At 57.0% G+C, this 16,851-nt stretch carries 15 protein-coding genes; 5 read left to right on the top strand and 10 right to left on the bottom strand.

Annotation, left to right across the window (positions count from 1 at the left end):
- The first annotated feature begins 31 nt into the window (after positions 1–31).
- Both bioH and ACMGGX_RS08255 read left to right on the top strand, forming a co-directional pair.
- A complete protein-coding gene (bioH, locus tag ACMGGX_RS08260; RefSeq protein WP_348562176.1) occupies positions 32–805 on the top strand; it encodes a pimeloyl-ACP methyl ester esterase BioH in 774 nt (257 codons plus the stop codon).
- A gap of 111 nt (positions 806–916) precedes the next feature.
- A complete protein-coding gene (locus ACMGGX_RS08255) occupies positions 917–1,186 on the top strand; it encodes a YdgH/BhsA/McbA-like domain containing protein (RefSeq protein WP_023309499.1) in 270 nt (89 codons plus the stop codon).
- Between the two features lie 33 nt (positions 1,187–1,219).
- Here the strand turns inward: ACMGGX_RS08255 and feoC are convergent, their stop codons facing one another.
- From feoC to greB, 5 genes are all read right to left on the bottom strand, one after another.
- Positions 1,220–1,456 (bottom strand): [Fe-S]-dependent transcriptional repressor FeoC, encoded by a 237-nt coding sequence (gene feoC / locus ACMGGX_RS08250; protein WP_368744076.1) that lies wholly within the window; start codon positions 1,454–1,456, stop codon positions 1,220–1,222.
- A 10-nt stretch (positions 1,457–1,466) separates the two neighbouring features.
- Positions 1,467–3,785: a Fe(2+) transporter permease subunit FeoB gene (gene feoB / locus ACMGGX_RS08245; RefSeq protein WP_181593986.1), complete on the bottom strand. Its 2,319-nt coding sequence runs from the start codon at positions 3,783–3,785 to the stop codon at positions 1,467–1,469.
- 30 nt (positions 3,786–3,815) lie between these two features.
- Entirely contained in the window at positions 3,816–4,043 is a 228-nt protein-coding gene (gene feoA / locus ACMGGX_RS08240) for a ferrous iron transporter A (protein ID WP_008503050.1), read from the bottom strand.
- A gap of 337 nt (positions 4,044–4,380) precedes the next feature.
- Positions 4,381–6,711, bottom strand: coding sequence for a Tex family protein (locus tag ACMGGX_RS08235; protein WP_181593985.1), 2,331 nt, complete (start codon positions 6,709–6,711; stop codon positions 4,381–4,383).
- Positions 6,712–6,799: 88 nt separating this feature from the next.
- Positions 6,800–7,273 (bottom strand): transcription elongation factor GreB, encoded by a 474-nt coding sequence (gene greB / locus ACMGGX_RS08230; RefSeq protein ID WP_023309495.1) that lies wholly within the window; start codon positions 7,271–7,273, stop codon positions 6,800–6,802.
- Between the two features lie 232 nt (positions 7,274–7,505).
- On the opposite strand from greB, the gene ompR reads away from it, so the two are divergent.
- Entirely contained in the window at positions 7,506–8,225 is a 720-nt protein-coding gene (ompR, locus tag ACMGGX_RS08225) for a two-component system response regulator OmpR (RefSeq protein WP_001157751.1), read from the top strand.
- Positions 8,222–9,568, top strand: a complete 1,347-nt coding sequence (gene envZ, locus ACMGGX_RS08220) for a two-component system sensor histidine kinase EnvZ (RefSeq protein WP_223535639.1) — start codon at positions 8,222–8,224, stop codon at positions 9,566–9,568. Before ompR ends, envZ begins: the two co-directional genes overlap by 4 nt.
- Positions 9,569–9,731: 163 nt before the next feature.
- Here envZ and pckA read toward each other — a convergent pair whose 3' ends face one another.
- From pckA to ACMGGX_RS08195, 5 genes are all read right to left on the bottom strand, one after another.
- Positions 9,732–11,351: a phosphoenolpyruvate carboxykinase (ATP) gene (pckA, locus tag ACMGGX_RS08215; RefSeq protein WP_023309493.1), complete on the bottom strand. Its 1,620-nt coding sequence runs from the start codon at positions 11,349–11,351 to the stop codon at positions 9,732–9,734.
- A 392-nt stretch (positions 11,352–11,743) separates the two neighbouring features.
- Positions 11,744–12,628: an Hsp33 family molecular chaperone HslO gene (gene hslO, locus ACMGGX_RS08210; protein WP_161495995.1), complete on the bottom strand. Its 885-nt coding sequence runs from the start codon at positions 12,626–12,628 to the stop codon at positions 11,744–11,746.
- A 17-nt stretch (positions 12,629–12,645) separates the two neighbouring features.
- A complete protein-coding gene (gene hslR, locus ACMGGX_RS08205; protein WP_023309491.1) occupies positions 12,646–13,047 on the bottom strand; it encodes a ribosome-associated heat shock protein Hsp15 in 402 nt (133 codons plus the stop codon).
- Positions 13,044–13,727: a GMP/IMP nucleotidase gene (gene yrfG, locus ACMGGX_RS08200; RefSeq protein WP_348562179.1), complete on the bottom strand. Its 684-nt coding sequence runs from the start codon at positions 13,725–13,727 to the stop codon at positions 13,044–13,046. The genes hslR and yrfG overlap by 4 nt, the downstream gene beginning before the upstream one ends.
- A gap of 67 nt (positions 13,728–13,794) precedes the next feature.
- Positions 13,795–15,930 (bottom strand): intracellular growth attenuator family protein, encoded by a 2,136-nt coding sequence (locus ACMGGX_RS08195; RefSeq protein WP_109846153.1) that lies wholly within the window; start codon positions 15,928–15,930, stop codon positions 13,795–13,797.
- Positions 15,931–16,254: 324 nt separating this feature from the next.
- On the opposite strand from ACMGGX_RS08195, the gene nudE reads away from it, so the two are divergent.
- On the top strand, positions 16,255–16,815 hold the full coding sequence (gene nudE / locus ACMGGX_RS08190; RefSeq protein WP_008503041.1) for an ADP compounds hydrolase NudE: 561 nt from the start codon (positions 16,255–16,257) through the stop codon (positions 16,813–16,815).
- Positions 16,816–16,851: the final 36 nt, after the last annotated feature.

Raw genomic sequence — 16,851 nt, 5'->3', positions numbered from 1 at the left:
ACCTCCATGTGAAAAAAGAGAACAGTAACTGATGAAGACGCTGTGGTGGCAGACCGTAGGGACAGGAAATTGCCATCTTGTGCTGCTGCACGGATGGGGCCTGAACGCGGAGATATGGCATTGCATACGTGAGGAACTTGCCTCGCATTTCACACTGCATCTGGTGGATTTACCCGGTTTTGGCCGCAGCCGCGGGTATGGCGCGTTGTCGCTTGATGAGATGGCGCAGCAGGTTCTGGACGCAGCGCCGCAAAATGCGGTCTGGCTGGGCTGGAGCCTGGGCGGTCTGGTGGCGAGCCAGATTGCGCTGTCGCGGCCTGACCGCGTAAAAGCGCTGGTGACGGTGGCGTCATCGCCCTGTTTTAGCGCGCAGGAAGAGTGGCCCGGAATCAAGCCTGACGTGCTGGCGGGCTTCCAGCAGCAGCTGAGCGACGATTTCCAGCGGACCGTAGAGCGGTTCCTGGCATTGCAGACAATGGGCACTGACACCGCGCGTAAGGATGCCCGAACGCTGAAGCAGACCGTGCTTTCGCTGCCGATGCCGGAGGTTGAGGTGCTTAACGGCGGTCTTGAGCTCCTGAAAACGGTTGACCTGCGCGAGCCGCTGGCAGCTCTGACGGTGCCGCACCTGCGTATCTACGGTTATCTCGACGGGATTGTGCCGCGCAAAGTGGTTCCGCTGCTGGATTCGCTCTGGCCGGAGAGTGAATCGCAGATCATTGCCAAAGCCGCGCATGCCCCGTTTATCTCTCATCCGACGGAATTTTGTTCAGCGCTGATTGCGTTAAGTCAACGTTTAGACTGATTATTTTCTATCCTGCCTGGAAAAAGTAACACACCGCAACCATACTCCAGATGTCGTTGCGGTTGTTCTGCCTACGATAATCAAAACAACAATCCTATGGAGAGTCAGGCTATGAAACTTGTTACAGGTATTGTCACTTCTCTGGTTATTGGGTCACTGTCATTTGGCGTCTTTGCGGCAAAAGAGCTGGAAAAAGATAAAGTTGCCGGCATGAATCTGACGAAAATTGGTGAGATTTCTACGTCTGACACCACCGCGCCGATGGACGCGAGAAAAGAGCTGTCGAAGAAAGCGGATGAGCTGGGCGGAACGTACTACGTCGTCACCAGCGCAGAAAAACAGACCAAAAACGTACGCGCAACGGCGGACGTCTACAAGTAATACGATAAAGCCGGGCAGCGATGCCCGGCTTTGTTAACGCAGCGCCCACCACTCCCTGAGGCAGGCCTTTCCTTCCGGACAGCTTTTACAACTGCCGGAGAGACAGCCGTCCGCGTCTTCCTGAATCCGTACGGCTTTCCCCATGGCTTCCAGTCTTTCCAGCATGGCATCGATCATCGGCTGCGGCGTTTGCAGGCTGAGGCTCAGCTGTTTCGCCTCCATTCGCCCTTGCAGTGCCAGCAGGTCACGAACCTGAATCAACGATGCCATGGTGTGCTCCTTAGTGACAGTCGCCCGCCGGGCTGCTGCAGCAGGTCGCGGCGGTTTTACGGTTTGCCAGCAGGTCGATGTCGACGCGGCTGCGCGCACGCCGCAGCAGGCCGAGCACTATCACGTTAAACAGCACAACCGCGAGAATGCAGACCAGGCTGTAGCGCGGATGCTGGCTGAAATTAACGGTTTGATAAAAGAGCGTCGACAGCGAGTACGCAATGTTTAACCCCCACAGGATGGAGAAGCCCATCCAGCCGCGGCTGGACTCGCGGGCAATCGCCCCCATCACGGAGATGCACGGAATGTAGAGCAGAACAAAGATGAGGTAGCTGTAGGCCGCGGACGCGCTGCCAAATTTCTCGCCCATCACGCCCATGGCACCCGTCGCCATTTCGCCGTCACCTTTGCTGGCCTCAATAGGGTTCGCCAGCACGCTCAGGCTGAAAGTGTCTTTCAGGCTCTGCCAGGTCTCCTCTACGGCACCCAGCAGTTCATGACCGAGATGAAACTCTGCCGGATTAAATTCCTGTTCCTGAATGTTCTCTGCGGTGTAAAGCGTGTTCAGGGTGCCGACAACCACCTCTTTCGCCATCGCACCGGTGAACAGCCCGACGGTCGCCTGCCAGTTATCCTCATGCACGCCAATCGGTTTGAAGACCGGCGTGATGACGCGGCTGACGGAGGCGAGGGCAGAGTCGTTGATGTTATCTGCCGCCTGCCCGCTGAGGGTGAAGCTGTTCAGCGCGCTCAGGAAAATGCTGACGATGACAATCACCTTACCGGCGCGCAGCACAAAGCCCTTCAGGCGCTGCCAGGTCTGGATCGCCAGACTTTTCAGATGCGGCACGTGATACACCGGCAGCTCCATCACAAACGGTGACGCTTCACCGCGCATAATGGTGTGCTTTAGCATCAGACCGGTGAGGATCGCCATCACGATGCCCAGCACGTACAGCGAGAAGACCGCCAGCGCGCCCTGCTGACCAAAGAAGGCTGCGGCAAAGACCGCAAAGATTGCCAGACGGGCGCCGCAGGACATAAACGGCGCCATCATGATGGTCATCAGACGCTCACGCGGCGCATCCAGGGTGCGCGCGCCCATCACCGACGGTACGTTACAGCCGAAGCCGACAATCAGCGGGACGAAGGATTTACCCGGCAGACCCAGCGCCTGCATCAGACGATCCATCACGAACGCGGCGCGCGCCATGTAGCCGGAATCTTCCAGGAACGAGAGGAACAGATACATCATGCCGATCTGCGGCACCAGAGGTAGTACGGTGTTGATACCGCCGCCGATCCCCTGTGCGAGGAAGATGGTTAACCATTCCGGGAAGTGCAGGGTGTAACCCACCCACTGAATACCGTGCACGAAGACCGCGACGGAACCGGCGTCGAAAATGGGCTGGAGGGCGCCGCCGATGTTAATGGCGAGCAGGAACATCACGTACATCACCAGCAGGAAGATGGGCAAACCGAGGAAGCGGTTAAGCACAATCTTATCTACCGCCGCCGTAAAGCGGCTGGGCTCTGCCGTCAGGGCGTTGCTGACAACATCGCAAATCGAGGCGATGGCCTGGTAACGCGCATCGGCGATGTGCAGCGCCGGATCGTCCAGCTCGTCGCTAAGACGGGCCACCGTCGCGTCCAGCTTATCGGCCGCATGCCCTGCGTAAGCGCGGCTGTAGATATCCCCTTCCAGCATCTGCAGGCCGAGCCACAGGCGCTGTTTTGCAGGCATGCTTTTGTCCATCTCCTGCGCCAGCACATTGGCTTCGCGCAGGAGAGGCTTCGCGTAATGCACCAGCTCAATGTCATGATTTCCCTGGTGACGGTCAATGGCCAGCTTCAGCGCATCAATACCGCGAGCGCGCGTCGAGACCAGCGGAACGACCGGGCATCCCAGGCGCGCGGAGAGGGCATCGACGTCGATGCGCAGCTTTTGTTTCTCCGCAATGTCGAGCATGTTGAGCGCCACAATGCAGGGGATCCCCAGCTCCAGCAGCTGCAGCGTCAGATAAAGGTTACGCTCGAGATTGGAAGCGTCGACCACGTTGATCAGCAGGTCCGCGTCGCCGCCAAGAATATAGTGGCAGGCAATCTGCTCATCGAGCGAAGTTTGCGACGAAATGGTGGTTAACGAATAGGTGCCGGGAAGGTCAACCAGCGTCACCTGGTTGTCCGTTGTCGTGAACTGGCCCTCTTTACGCTCAACCGTCACGCCTGCCCAGTTGCCCACGCGCTGGCGGGCTCCGGTCAGCTGGTTAAAAAGCGTAGTCTTGCCGGAATTAGGATTGCCAATTAAGCCAATAGTTAACTTTTTCATTTTTTTAGACTCACTGAAACCGCTGGCTTGTTATCGGGATAAGGCTTCGACTTCTATTAACGCGAGGTCTTTCTTACGCAGCACCAGATTCACGCGGCGGGTTTCGATGTGAACCGGATCGCCCAGCGGCGCCACGCGCACGACCTGGAATGACGAGCCGGGCAGCATGCCCAGCGACAGCAGCTTTTGCCGATAGGCCGGGCTAATTTCGCGGGTAAAACCGGTAATCTTCCATGCACTGTCTGGAGTGAATTGCATAACGCCTGATTCCACGAAAGGTTAAATTATCTACTATGGGATGATAATGAGAATAGTTTTTATCAGCAATATTAAAACTGTGACGGAATGTTGTTTACGGTATTAATTTACGGCCTGTTTGACCTGGCTCAATATTTGCTGAATTGCCTGGAAAACGAAAAGGGGAGTATTTGTTAACGGGGTGATAATTGGTGGTTTAAATATGGCTATGCAATCGGTTTCATATATTTCGATATGATTTTATTCCCCCCACCCATGAGGACGAGGAGGAAAGACCGCACTGTGCGATCCCCTCTCCCCTTTGGGGAGAGGGTTAGGGTGAGGGGCATTGACAGCGTTAGCGTTTTTTACCCATCGCTGCCGCCAGCGCATCCATCATCGCGCTGTTGCCTGCAGGCTGAGCATCACGTCCACGCGGTTTTGCCGCTTTCGCGGCCGGGCGCTGCTGCTCGCGGCCACCGCCATTGCCGCCGCGGCGCGCGCTGGTGTCGCCCGGCTGCTCGTCCAGACGCATGGTCAGCGCGATACGCTTGCGCTGCAGATCGACTTCCAGCACTTTCACCTTCACGATGTCGCCCGCTTTGACCACGGTGTGCGGGTCTTCAACGAACTTGTCGGCAAGGGAAGAGATATGCACCAGACCGTCCTGATGCACGCCGATATCCACAAACGCGCCAAAGTTGGTGACGTTGGTCACCGCGCCTTCCAGCACCATGCCGGGCAGCAGGTCGTTCATGGTTTCCACGCCGTCAGCAAAGGTCGCCGTTTTGAACTCAGGACGCGGATCGCGGCCCGGCTTTTCCAGCTCTTTGATGATGTCGCTAACGGTGGGAACACCAAATTTGTCGTCGGTGAAATCAACGGCTTTCAGGTTGCGCAGGGCGCTGCTGTCACCCATGAGATCTTTCAGCGCCTGCTGGGTGGCGGCCAGAATGCGTTCCACCACAGGGTACGCTTCCGGGTGAACGGTAGAGGCATCCAGCGGGTTATCGCCGTGGTTGATGCGCAGGAAGCCCGCACACTGCTCAAAGGCTTTTGGCCCCAGACGGCTCACCTTCAGCAGCTGCTGACGGTTCTGGAACTGGCCGTTCTCATCACGCCAGGCGACGATGTTCTGCGCCATCATGCGGGTTAAGCCCGCCACGCGGGTCAGCAGGGGAACGGAGGCGGTGTTCAGGTCAACGCCGACGGCGTTTACGCAGTCTTCCACCACCGCATCCAGCTTACGCGCCAGCTGAGTCTGGCTCACGTCGTGCTGATACTGGCCCACGCCGATGGATTTCGGGTCGATCTTCACCAGCTCCGCCAGCGGATCCTGCAGGCGGCGTGCGATAGAAACCGCACCGCGCAGGGACACGTCCAGGTCAGGGAACTCCTGGGCTGCCAGCTCGGATGCGGAATAGACGGATGCCCCCGCCTCGCTGACGATCACTTTCTGTGCCGTCACTTTCGGGAACTGCTTCTGCACGTCAAGGTAGAAACGCTCGGTTTCGCGCGAGGCCGTACCGTTGCCGATGGCAACCAGCTCCACGTTGTATTTTTCGCACAGCGCCGCTACCACGACGGCCGCTTTCGCTGCCTGGCCGGTGTGCGGATAGATGGTATCGGTCGCCACCAGCTTGCCGGTGCCGTCAACCACAGCGACCTTCACTCCGGTACGCAGGCCCGGATCGAGACCCATGGTCGCACGCAGGCCGGCAGGGGCGGCCATCAGCAGGTCGTGCAGGTTACGGGCGAAGACGTTAATCGCTTCGTCTTCGGCGCGCTCGCGCACGGTGCCCATCAGCTCGGTTTCGAGGTGCATCAGCACCTTGATACGCCAGGTCCAGCTCACCACACCTTTGCGCCAGCTGTCCGCCGGGGCGTTGTTCAGGCGCAGGCCGAGATGGTCGATAATGATCTGCTCGCAGTGGCTCTCTTTCGGCGGCTCGTCAAACTGCGGGTCGGCGTTCAGGGAGAGCTGGAGCACGCCTTCGTTGCGGCCGCGGAACATCGCCAGCGCGCGGTGTGAAGGGGCGGTAGAGATCGGTTCGTGGTGATCGAAGTAGTCGCGGAATTTCGCGCCTTCTTCCTCTTTACCCGCGACGACGGTAGAGACGATGTGGGCATTCTTCCACAGGTAATCACGCACTTTAGCGAGCAGGGCGGCGTCTTCGGCGAAGCGCTCCATCAGAATGTAGCGCGCGCCGTCGAGGGCGGCCTTGGTGTCCGCTACGCCTTTGTCGGCGTCGATGAATTTCGCCGCTTCGGTTTCCGGGTCGTGGGACGGCTCGTTCCACAGCAGGTCGGCCAGCGGCTCAAGGCCCGCTTCAATCGCAATCTGCCCGCGCGTGCGGCGCTTCGGTTTGTACGGCAGATAGAGATCTTCGAGTTCGGTTTTGCTCAGGGTGCCGTTGATGGCGCTTTCAAGCTCGCTGGTCAGCTTGCCCTGTTCGCCGATAGATTTAAGGATCGCCTGACGACGTTCTTCCAGCTCGCGCAGATAGCCCAGACGGGTCTCCAGGTTACGCAGCTGCGTGTCATCCAGACCGCCGGTGACTTCCTTACGATAGCGTGCAATAAACGGCACGGTGTTCCCTTCATCAAGCAGGCGAACGGCAGCTTCTACCTGTTCGGCTCTGGCCTGAATATCACCCGCAATAATGCGGCAGAGCGAATCTTTCATCATGGCTTTATCATCTGTTGAGTCGAAAAAATCAGGGGATAGTTATACGGGCTGACACGGCAAAATGCCAGCCGGGGAGGGCGCTCTCGGACTATTTTACGTAGACGATCTCATTGACGTACCAGCTGGCTTCACCACCAGGGGTCTGAACGACGGCCAGATCGCCCACTTCCTTTTTAAGCAGCGCGCGGGCCATCGGGGAGTCGATGGAGATGTAATCCTTACGACCAAAAATTTCATCGTAGCCGACAATGCGAAAACGCAGGGTGTCGCCATCGTCGTTTTCAATCTCCACCCACGCGCCGAAGAACACTTTGCCCTCCTGCTGCGGGGAGTAATCGACAATTTTGAGATTCTCGAGACACTTCGTCAGATAGCGAACCCGGCGGTCAATTTCGCGCAGCCGCTTTTTGTTGTACTGGTAGTCAGCGTTTTCGCTGCGATCGCCCAGGCTTGCCGCCCAGGTCACCTTTTTGGTTACTTCAGGACGCTCTTCGCGCCAGAGGTAATCCATCTCTTTTTTGAGCTTTTCGTACCCTTCGCGGGTGATCAGGGGCGTTTTCATGGTAAAGCCTTTGCTGCCTGCCGGTTAACTGTCTTGCGCACAATACGTACCACACAGTGTAACAGACAGGATTAATAATGATTTATGTGATGAAATGAGCAGATAAGCTGCTGTTAAATATGCTTTGTAACAATTTCGACTAGAATTTATACCAGAATTAACTGGTCGAATACGTGCACTTTTTTAGAATACGCTGTTACAAAGACTATCCGAACCTTTGGGAGTACACACAATGCAAGAGAACTACAAAATTCTGGTCGTGGATGACGACATGCGCCTGCGCGCGCTGCTGGAACGTTATCTGACCGAGCAGGGCTTCCAGGTTCGTAGCGTCGCGAACGCTGAGCAGATGGACCGTCTGCTGACCCGTGAATCTTTCCACCTGATGGTTCTCGATCTGATGCTGCCCGGCGAAGACGGGCTTTCTATCTGCCGCCGTCTGCGCAGCCAGAGCAACCCGATGCCGATCATCATGGTGACGGCGAAGGGCGAGGAAGTTGACCGTATCGTGGGCCTCGAAATCGGCGCGGACGACTACATTCCAAAACCGTTTAACCCGCGTGAACTGCTGGCGCGTATTCGCGCTGTGCTGCGCCGTCAGGCGAACGAACTGCCTGGTGCACCGTCGCAGGAAGAAGCCGTCATCGCCTTCGGCAAGTTCAAGCTCAACCTCGGCACGCGCGAGATGTTCCGTGAAGATGAGCCAATGCCGCTCACCAGCGGCGAGTTTGCGGTACTGAAAGCGCTGGTCAGCCACCCGCGTGAACCGCTTTCCCGTGACAAGCTGATGAACCTGGCGCGCGGTCGCGAATACTCCGCAATGGAACGCTCCATTGACGTGCAGATCTCTCGCCTGCGCCGCATGGTGGAAGAAGATCCTGCGCATCCTCGTTATATTCAGACCGTATGGGGTCTGGGCTACGTGTTTGTCCCGGACGGCTCTAAAGCATGAGGCGAATGCGCTTCTCGCCGCGTAGCTCGTTTGCCCGCACCCTGTTACTGATCGTCACCCTGCTGTTCGTCAGCCTGGTGACGACCTATCTGGTGGTGCTGAACTTTGCGATCCTGCCGAGCCTCCAGCAGTTTAATAAGGTCCTGGCCTACGAAGTCCGTATGCTGATGACCGATAAACTGCAGCTGGAGGACGGCACGCAGCTCGTCGTTCCCCCGGCGTTTCGTCGTGAAATCTACCGTGAGCTGGGCATTTCGCTCTACTCCAACGAAGCGGCGGAAGACGCTGGCCTGCGCTGGGCGCAGCACTACGAATTCCTCAGCCAGCAGATGGCGCAGCAGCTGGGTGGCCCGACGGAAGTGCGCGTTGAGGTCAACAAAAGCTCGCCCGTCGTCTGGCTGAAAACCTGGCTGTCACCCAATATCTGGGTGCGCGTTCCGCTGACCGAAATCCATCAGGGCGACTTCTCGCCGCTGTTCCGCTACACCCTGGCGATTATGCTGCTGGCGATAGGCGGCGCGTGGCTGTTCATCCGTATACAGAACCGACCACTGGTCGACCTGGAGCACGCCGCCCTGCAGGTCGGTAAAGGAATTATTCCACCTCCGCTGCGCGAATATGGCGCCTCGGAAGTCCGTTCGGTGACACGCGCGTTTAACCATATGGCGGCAGGCGTGAAGCAGCTGGCGGACGATCGTACGCTGCTGATGGCGGGCGTAAGCCATGACCTGCGCACGCCGCTAACGCGTATTCGTCTGGCGACGGAGATGATGGGGGAAGAGGACGGTTATCTCGCCGAGTCCATCAACAAAGACATCGAAGAGTGTAACGCCATCATCGAGCAGTTCATCGACTACCTGCGCACCGGGCAGGAGATGCCGATGGAGATGGCGGATCTGAACGCGGTGCTGGGCGAGGTGGTGGCCGCGGAAAGCGGCTACGAGCGGGAGATTGATACCGACCTGCAGGCGGGTGAGATTCAGGTACGCATGCACCCGCTCTCCATTAAGCGCGCGGTAGCGAATATGGTGGTCAACGCGGCGCGCTACGGCAACGGCTGGATTAAAGTCAGCAGCGGGTCTGAACTCAACCGCGCCTGGTTCCAGGTGGAAGACGACGGTCCGGGCATCAAGCCCGAGCAGCGTAAGCATCTGTTTCAGCCGTTTGTGCGCGGCGACAGCGCGCGCAGCACCAGCGGCACGGGCTTAGGTCTGGCAATTGTTCAGCGTATCATCGATAACCACAACGGACTGCTGGAGATTGGCACCAGCGAGCGGGGTGGGCTGAGCATTCGCGCCTGGCTGCCGGTACCGGTGACGCGGGGGCAGGTGAAAGAGATTTAAAAAAGGGTGGCAATTGCCACCCTTTTTTGTAGATCGAGTAAGGTGAAGCCGCCACCCGACAAAATGCGGTCTCTGCGGTCTGATGCCTTCACCCCGGCCCTCTCCCACGGGGAGAGGGAGAAAACATTAAAAAAGGCAACTTTCGTTGCCTTTTTGTTTTTACCTACAGCTTCGGTCCTGCGCTCACCAGCGCAGCACCCGCCGGGGTATCGGTATACTTCTCGAAGTTCTCGATAAACAGCTTCGCCAGCGATTCCGCTTTCTCGCGCCACTGCTCCGGAGAACCGTACGTGTTGCGCGGGTCGAGGATATGCGTATCCACACCCGGCAGCGACGTTGGGATCGCCAGGTCAAACATCGGCAGCGTAAAGGTTTCGGCGTCGTCCAGAGAACCATCCAGAATGGCGTCGATAATCGCGCGGGTATCTTTGATAGAGATACGTTTGCCGGTACCGTTCCAGCCGGTGTTCACCAGGTATGCCTGCGCGCCGGATGCCTGCATGCGTTTCACCAGCACTTCAGCGTACTGCGTCGGGTGCAGCGACAGGAAAGCCGCGCCGAAGCAGGCGGAGAAGGTTGGGGTTGGCTCCGTCACGCCGCGCTCGGTACCCGCCAGCTTGGCGGTAAAACCGGAGAGGAAGTGATACTGCGTCTGGCTGGCCGTCAGGCGAGACACCGGAGGCAGCACGCCGAACGCATCCGCCGTCAGGAAAATGACCTTCGTGGCATGACCCGCTTTTGACACCGGCTTCACGATATTGTCGATGTGGTAGATCGGGTAAGAGACGCGGGTGTTCTCCGTTTTCGACGCATCGTCGAAGTCGATGGAGCCGTCGGCACGCACGGTGACGTTTTCCAGCAGCGCATCGCGACGGATCGCGTGGAAGATATCCGGCTCGGCCTCTTCAGACAGGCGAATGGTCTTCGCATAGCAGCCGCCTTCAAAGTTGAATACGCCGTCGTCATCCCAGCCGTGTTCGTCATCGCCAATCAGGCGACGTTTTGGATCGGTGGACAGGGTGGTTTTCCCGGTGCCGGACAGGCCGAAGAATACCGCCACGTCGCCTTTTTCACCGACGTTAGCCGAGCAGTGCATGGAGGCGATACCGCGCAGCGGCAGCAGGTAGTTCATGACCGAGAACATCCCTTTCTTCATTTCGCCGCCGTACCAGGTACCGCCGATCAGCTGGATACGCTCGGTCAGGTTGAAGGCCACAAAGTTTTCGGAGTTCAGACCCTGCTCTTTCCACTGTGGGTTAGTGCATTTCGCACCGTTCATCACGATGAAATCCGGGGTGAAATCCTGCAGCTCTTCGTCGGTCGGACGAATAAACATGTTTTTCACGAAATGCGCCTGCCAGGCCACTTCAGTGATAAAACGCACGGAGAGACGGGTATCGGCGTTAGCGCCGCAGAAAGCGTCGACAATGAACAGGCGCTTGCCGGAAAGTTGATGGGTGACGAGCCCTTTCAGGTGCTGCCAGGTTTCCGGGGAGAGCGGTTTGTTGTCGTTCTTCCCTTTGCCCTTGTCAGCCCACCACAGCGTATCGCGGGTGGTTTCGTCTCGGACGATATACTTATCTTTCGGCGAACGACCGGTAAAGATACCGGTATCGACGGCGATAGCACCAAGATTCGTCAACACACCACGCTCGTATCCTTCCAGTGCTGGATTGAGCTCTTCCTGATACAGCGTATCGTAGTCGGGGTTGTAGACGATTTCCTGGACGTCGTGAATACCATAAGCCTTGAGATCTTGCGGGGTTAAACCAGTAACACGCATATCACTGCTCCTTAGCCAATATGTACTGCCTGAAATTGTAGGGTTTTTCTGAGGTTGTTAACCGCGACGGGGCTCATAGATTTACGCATCTGGACAAAACCCTTACTAACGGAAAACGCTGCGACTCCAGTCACAGCGCAGGCGGATTATCGCAGGAATCGCTTTTTGGTTGGGGAAAATGTTCCGAAAAGGTTAAAGAGTGGTGATTTTATCGGAAAGAATGTGAATGTAATCGCATACACGTAAGAAAATTACGTAAGAGTTACATAAGGAAAACGATTCAGCTTGGGGAGAGTTTTTTACCCCTCACCCCAGCCCTCTCCCCAAAGGGGAGAGGGGGTTCAAGTTCCCTCTCCCCTTTGGGGAGAGGGTTAGGGTGAGGGGAAAGAGGTTTAGTGAACCTGCGGATCCGCCGGGGAGGCGTTATTGCGGATCTCAGCGATATCCATCGAATTGAACACGTAGTGCGTACCGCAGTAGTCACAATGCATATCAATTTCGCCGTCTTCCGCCATGATGCTGTCGATCTCTTCATCCGGCAGGGTTTTCAGCGCGCCAGCACAGCGCTCGCGTGAGCAGGTGCACTTAAATTCCACGGACTGCGGATCGTAAACCGTCACTTCTTCTTCGTGGTACAGACGCCACAGCACGTCGGTCGCCGACAGGTTGAACAGCTCTTCCGCTTTGATGGTTTCGGTCAGCGTCGCCAGGTGCTCAAAGTCATTGGTCTGTGCGTCCTGCGCAGGCAGAACCTGCAGCAGCATACCGCCGGCAGCAGGCTGACCGTCCACTTCCCCGGTGCGGATGAAGAGACGCGTCGGCAGCTGTTCAGAACGCATGAAGTAATCTTCCAGGCAGGCTGCCAGGGTATCGCCTTCCAGACCCACCACGCCCTGATAGCGCTCGCCTTCCTCAGGGGAGATGGTGATCACCAGGTAGCCATTACCCACCAGCGTTTTGAGGTCTGCATTTTCAGGCACATCGCCCTGAACGCGCGCCACGCCGCGCATCTGCTGCTGGTTATTGCCGTTGATCACCGCCAGCGTCATCGGGCCGTCACCCTGCAGCTGCACGGTGATATCACCGGCAAACTTCAGCGTCGCCGTCAGCAGGCTGGTGGCAACCAGCAGTTCGCCCAACAGGGTCTTCACCGGCAGCGGGTAGTTGTGGTTTTCCAGAATCTGTTTCCAGGTTTCGGATACGGTGACCAGCTCGCCGCGCACGGCGAATTGTTCAAACAGATAGCGGTGTAATTGGTCGTGTTGGGCCATTTTCATCTCTCGTGCGGGTGAGGTTAATCAGTCTCACCGTGTTTAAATTTCATCAGATCGCGGCGCTCTTTTTTATCCGGTCGCCGGTCCGGGTGGGGCATCGTCAGCGCGTTCATTTTGCGCGCCAGCGCGGTCTTCTCGCGCTTTTCAATGCTTTCCGCCGTCTCTTCATAAAGCAGTACGGCTTCCGCTGCAGGTCGACGCTGTTCGGTAACGGCTTTAATCACCACAGTACGTTCATCGTTGCCCTGACGCAGCGTTAAGGTGGCATTCAGCTCAACCAGCTTGCTCGGTTTGCTGCGCTGGCCGTTGTAATGCACTTTTCCGCCGTCAACCATCTCGCGGGCAAGGGCGCGTGTTTTATAAAAACGCGCTGCCCACAGCCATTTATCCAGTCTTACCCCGTCAGAGGGTTTTTCTTTCATGGCGTCTCCTTCACGGTCAGTGAGGGGATCATCTGGCGATAGTCGTTTAGTCCAGGGTGGCGCAGATAGCTTTTTTCAGCCAGGCCAGAGTCAGGATTGGTCACGCCCAGACAGTAGCGAATGCCAAACCTTGCCGCGGAATCCAGAATGGGCTCGCTGTCATCAATGAACAACGTACGTTCTGGCTGCAAACCCGTCTCTTCCCTCACCGCATGCCACAACCGCTGATCCTCTTTCGGATAACCAAATGTGTGGGTGGAAAGTAATAAATCAAGGTGCGACGCCAGACCCGTATGCTCCAGCTTCACCGCCAGATTATGTGGATGCGCGTTGGTCAGCAAAATACGGCGCTTGCCGTTTGCTTTCAGCGCATCCAGAAAGGGCACGGTGTCCTCGCGCAGAACGGCGCGCGGGCCCTGGGCGGTGGTCATGGCACAAATATCCAAACCGAGGCGCTCGCTCCAGTAGTCAAGACAGTACCAGTTTAGCGTATGTTGCACCGCGCTATATTGCGAACGAATGAATGCCTGCGCTTCTGCCGGGGAGATCCCCTGCTGCTCGCCATAGGTTTCTGGAACCAACGTTTGCCAGAAATAGTTATCAAAGGCGAGATCGAGCAGCGTGCCGTCCATATCCAGCAGAACGGTATCTACCTCCTGCCAGGCGATATCAAGATGCATAAGGGGGAACTCCAGCCAGAAGAAACGTGCGCGACAGGGTAGCACATCTTGCCGCGCAACGACGTTATCAGATCAGGCTCTCAGACGAGGGGATCAGCTTTGGATTGAGGCAGTTTTCATAATACTGCTGGATGTCGGCAAGCCGGGTGCGCGAGCGCTGGTAGCGGCGCAGGGCCATAAAGCCGTTCCAGAAAATGGCGATCAGCATCGCGGTCATCAGCAGAGAGGTGCCGATGTAACGCCACAGGCCTGCGCTATCCGGCATCCGGTGCAGGCCGATATGGCGAGTGCCGTTGGCGTCGGTATAAATACTCGTGACAATCCCTTCGGCGCTGAATGGCGTTTGCATCAGCATCTGCGCCAGGCGCTGGAACTGGCTCCACTGCTCCTGAGCCGGGTAGTCATAAAGCGCAACCTGCGGGTAGGGCTGATCGACCAGGTCGCTGCCTTCATCGCTTGCTATCACAAAGCCGCCCGGCGCCGGGCTGTTCAGCGCCTGAGCCGCGCGGGTGGTCTCGCGCATCATGAACGGCGACGTCGAGGTGGCGACCAGGTTATCCAGCGATTCAGCGCTCACCGGACGCAGCAGGACATTAACGCCATCCAGTCGTCCCGCTTCGGCGCGTTTCACCAGCGAGTCCCAGTCTTTGCTGTTCCCCAGGTTTACCAGGGCGTTTTTAAGGCGTATGCACTCATCCTGAGAGGAGCATAAATCCTGCGTTTTCAGGACGATGTCACCAAAGTCATCCAGCAGAACCATGCCTGATTTCTGAATGGCCGAGCGCAGCGCGGGGCTGACGCGCGAATCATCGTCCGGTTTCGGGTGCAGCTGGCGGTTAACCGTCTGGGTGAGAGCCGTGGCCTTGTTCACCACTTCGGATTCCGGCAGCGGCAGCGGCGGTGCGTCGTTCCAGATAATTTGCGAACAGTCGAACGGCATGAACGGCGAGCTCTGACGCGTGTTCCACGCCCCCGGGGTGTGAATATTACACATCCCGGTCCCCTTCAGGCGCAGCGTGTCCCCCACGCGTACACCGGCTTCATCCAGTTTGTTGACGCTGGTCGCTTCAATGGTTTGCGCCCCTTTGATCCACGACAGGGTGAATTTTATGGGCATATCCAGCGGCACGAAAAGCAGCAGCATGGCTAAGACCAGCGCGGCGCCGCCGGCAATGACCGTACTGCGTAGCCAGTGCTGAAGCGGGAAATTTTTCACTTCATCATGCAGGGATAAGAAGCGCCCCTGACGCACAACGTGGCGGTCAAGGTAGATATCAATATCGGTTTTCTGCCCTAAGTCCTGTGCGATCCACGGCTGCCAGTGGCGCGGGTAGATCAGGTCGATAATACCGAGCGAAATATTGTTGAGATGTTCCTGATCGTTTTCACCGAACAGGCCCCAGCGCTTTGGCGTTCCGCGCAGGCAGTGGATCTCGCGCAACGAGGTTTTGGCCGGGGGGGCAAAGAGACCCCAAAGCCCGCCGGCCAGCAGCAGCACCGCGCCGCCAGCCAGCCAGGGGACAAACACATCAGGCGTCAGCAGGCAGATAAAAAAGAGCAGGAAAGCAGCAACGATCAGAATGGCTTCACGGATGCCGTCCGGGCGGCTCAGGGCGTACTCTTCATGCGTCTCCTGGCGAATGTTCAGCAGTTCGATCTGCTCTGTCTCTTCGCCACGAATGGACGCCTGCGTTGAACTCGCGCGTTCCAGCGCAAAACGCGGGGCTTCCTGAAGGTATTCATTCAGCGTATGGCCGTTAAGCGTGATAACCAGAGGCAATGAATCGGTGTGAATCAGCTCAACGCTGTTTTCGTCATTAATGTATTGCTCCCAGGACGGGGGCAGATGCACTTCGACGGAATCAAGGTAATAGCGCCATTTGTTGGGGTCATCAGTGGTGATGCCATAGCGCGTGATGGAGCGCGTCACGCAGAGCACGGTATCACTTTGCGCATTAAGCTTTAGCGCGACGGGCGCAGCAGTGGCTCCCGTTGGCCCAGGCGTTAACTGAGTACGGTTCAGGATTTCGAGATAGTTTTCAACCGCATCGCGCTCGTCTTGCGTGAGTTTGCGCGTGCTCGCACCCGCAAATGCATTTAAAAAGGGCAGACGATAACGGCGCTGTACGCGGCGCCTGTACAACCATCCTGCAACAAACGCGCCGGCCAGCATAGCAGCGAGAACAATCAAAATGGTGCTCATGCTTTCCCCATCTTACTTATCTTCTTACAGGTGTAGTCAGTAGCACCTTTACATTGAATGAGAGTCTGTGGCTGGCTATCGGCAAGTATGGAGTCGAACTTGAGCATTCTGAAGCGCATCCCAGTGACCGGTGATGATAGCAAAGCCTGTTATGGCGCGATATCAGCAAATTCCTGGAAACATTTCAACCTCTTGACATTTGTTTTGAATTGAGGATTGATCCCAGTTACGTTGCATAAATGTAAATAAAGAGCGATTGACATTGCCGAAACCGTGCGGCATATCGCACAATAACGCCAGTTCTCACTGCTAAGACCCATCAAGATGAGCAAACCACTACAAAAACCCACCATTCTGAATGTAGAAACTGTCGCCAAATCGCGCCTGTTTAATGTCGAAAGTGTGGACCTGGAGTTCAGCAACGGTGTGCGTCGCGTTTATGAACGTATGCGCCCCTCTTCGCGCGAAGCGGTGATGATTGTTCCCATTGTCGACGATCATCTGATTTTGATCCGCGAATACGCTGTGGGAACGGAATCTTACGAGCTTGGGTTCTCGAAAGGGCTTATCGACCCGGGTGAAACCGTCTTTGAAGCTGCAAACCGCGAGCTTAAAGAAGAGGTGGGCTTTGGTGCGAATGAGCTTTCATTCCTGAAAAAGCTGAGCATGGCGCCGTCCTATTTTTCAAGCAAAATGAATATCGTGGTGGCTGAAGACCTCTATCCTGAATCGCTGGAAGGGGATGAGCCGGAGCCGCTGCCGCAGGTTCGCTGGCCGCTAGCGCACCTGATGGATCTGCTGGAAGACCCTGACTTTAATGAGGCTCGCAACGTGAGCGCGCTGTTCCTGGTACGGGAATGGTTGAAGGGGCAGGGGCGACTGTAGTGGCCTGATGCCCTCACCCCAACCCTCTCCCACGGG

Origin of the sequence: Enterobacter sp. BNK-29 (assembly GCF_048684785.1) — a bacterium.
In the GTDB taxonomy this organism is placed as follows: Bacteria; Pseudomonadota; Gammaproteobacteria; order Enterobacterales; family Enterobacteriaceae; genus Enterobacter; species Enterobacter cloacae_M.
Note: the sequence above shows the minus strand (reverse complement) of the source record. Positions and strands in the feature narration are given on the sequence as shown.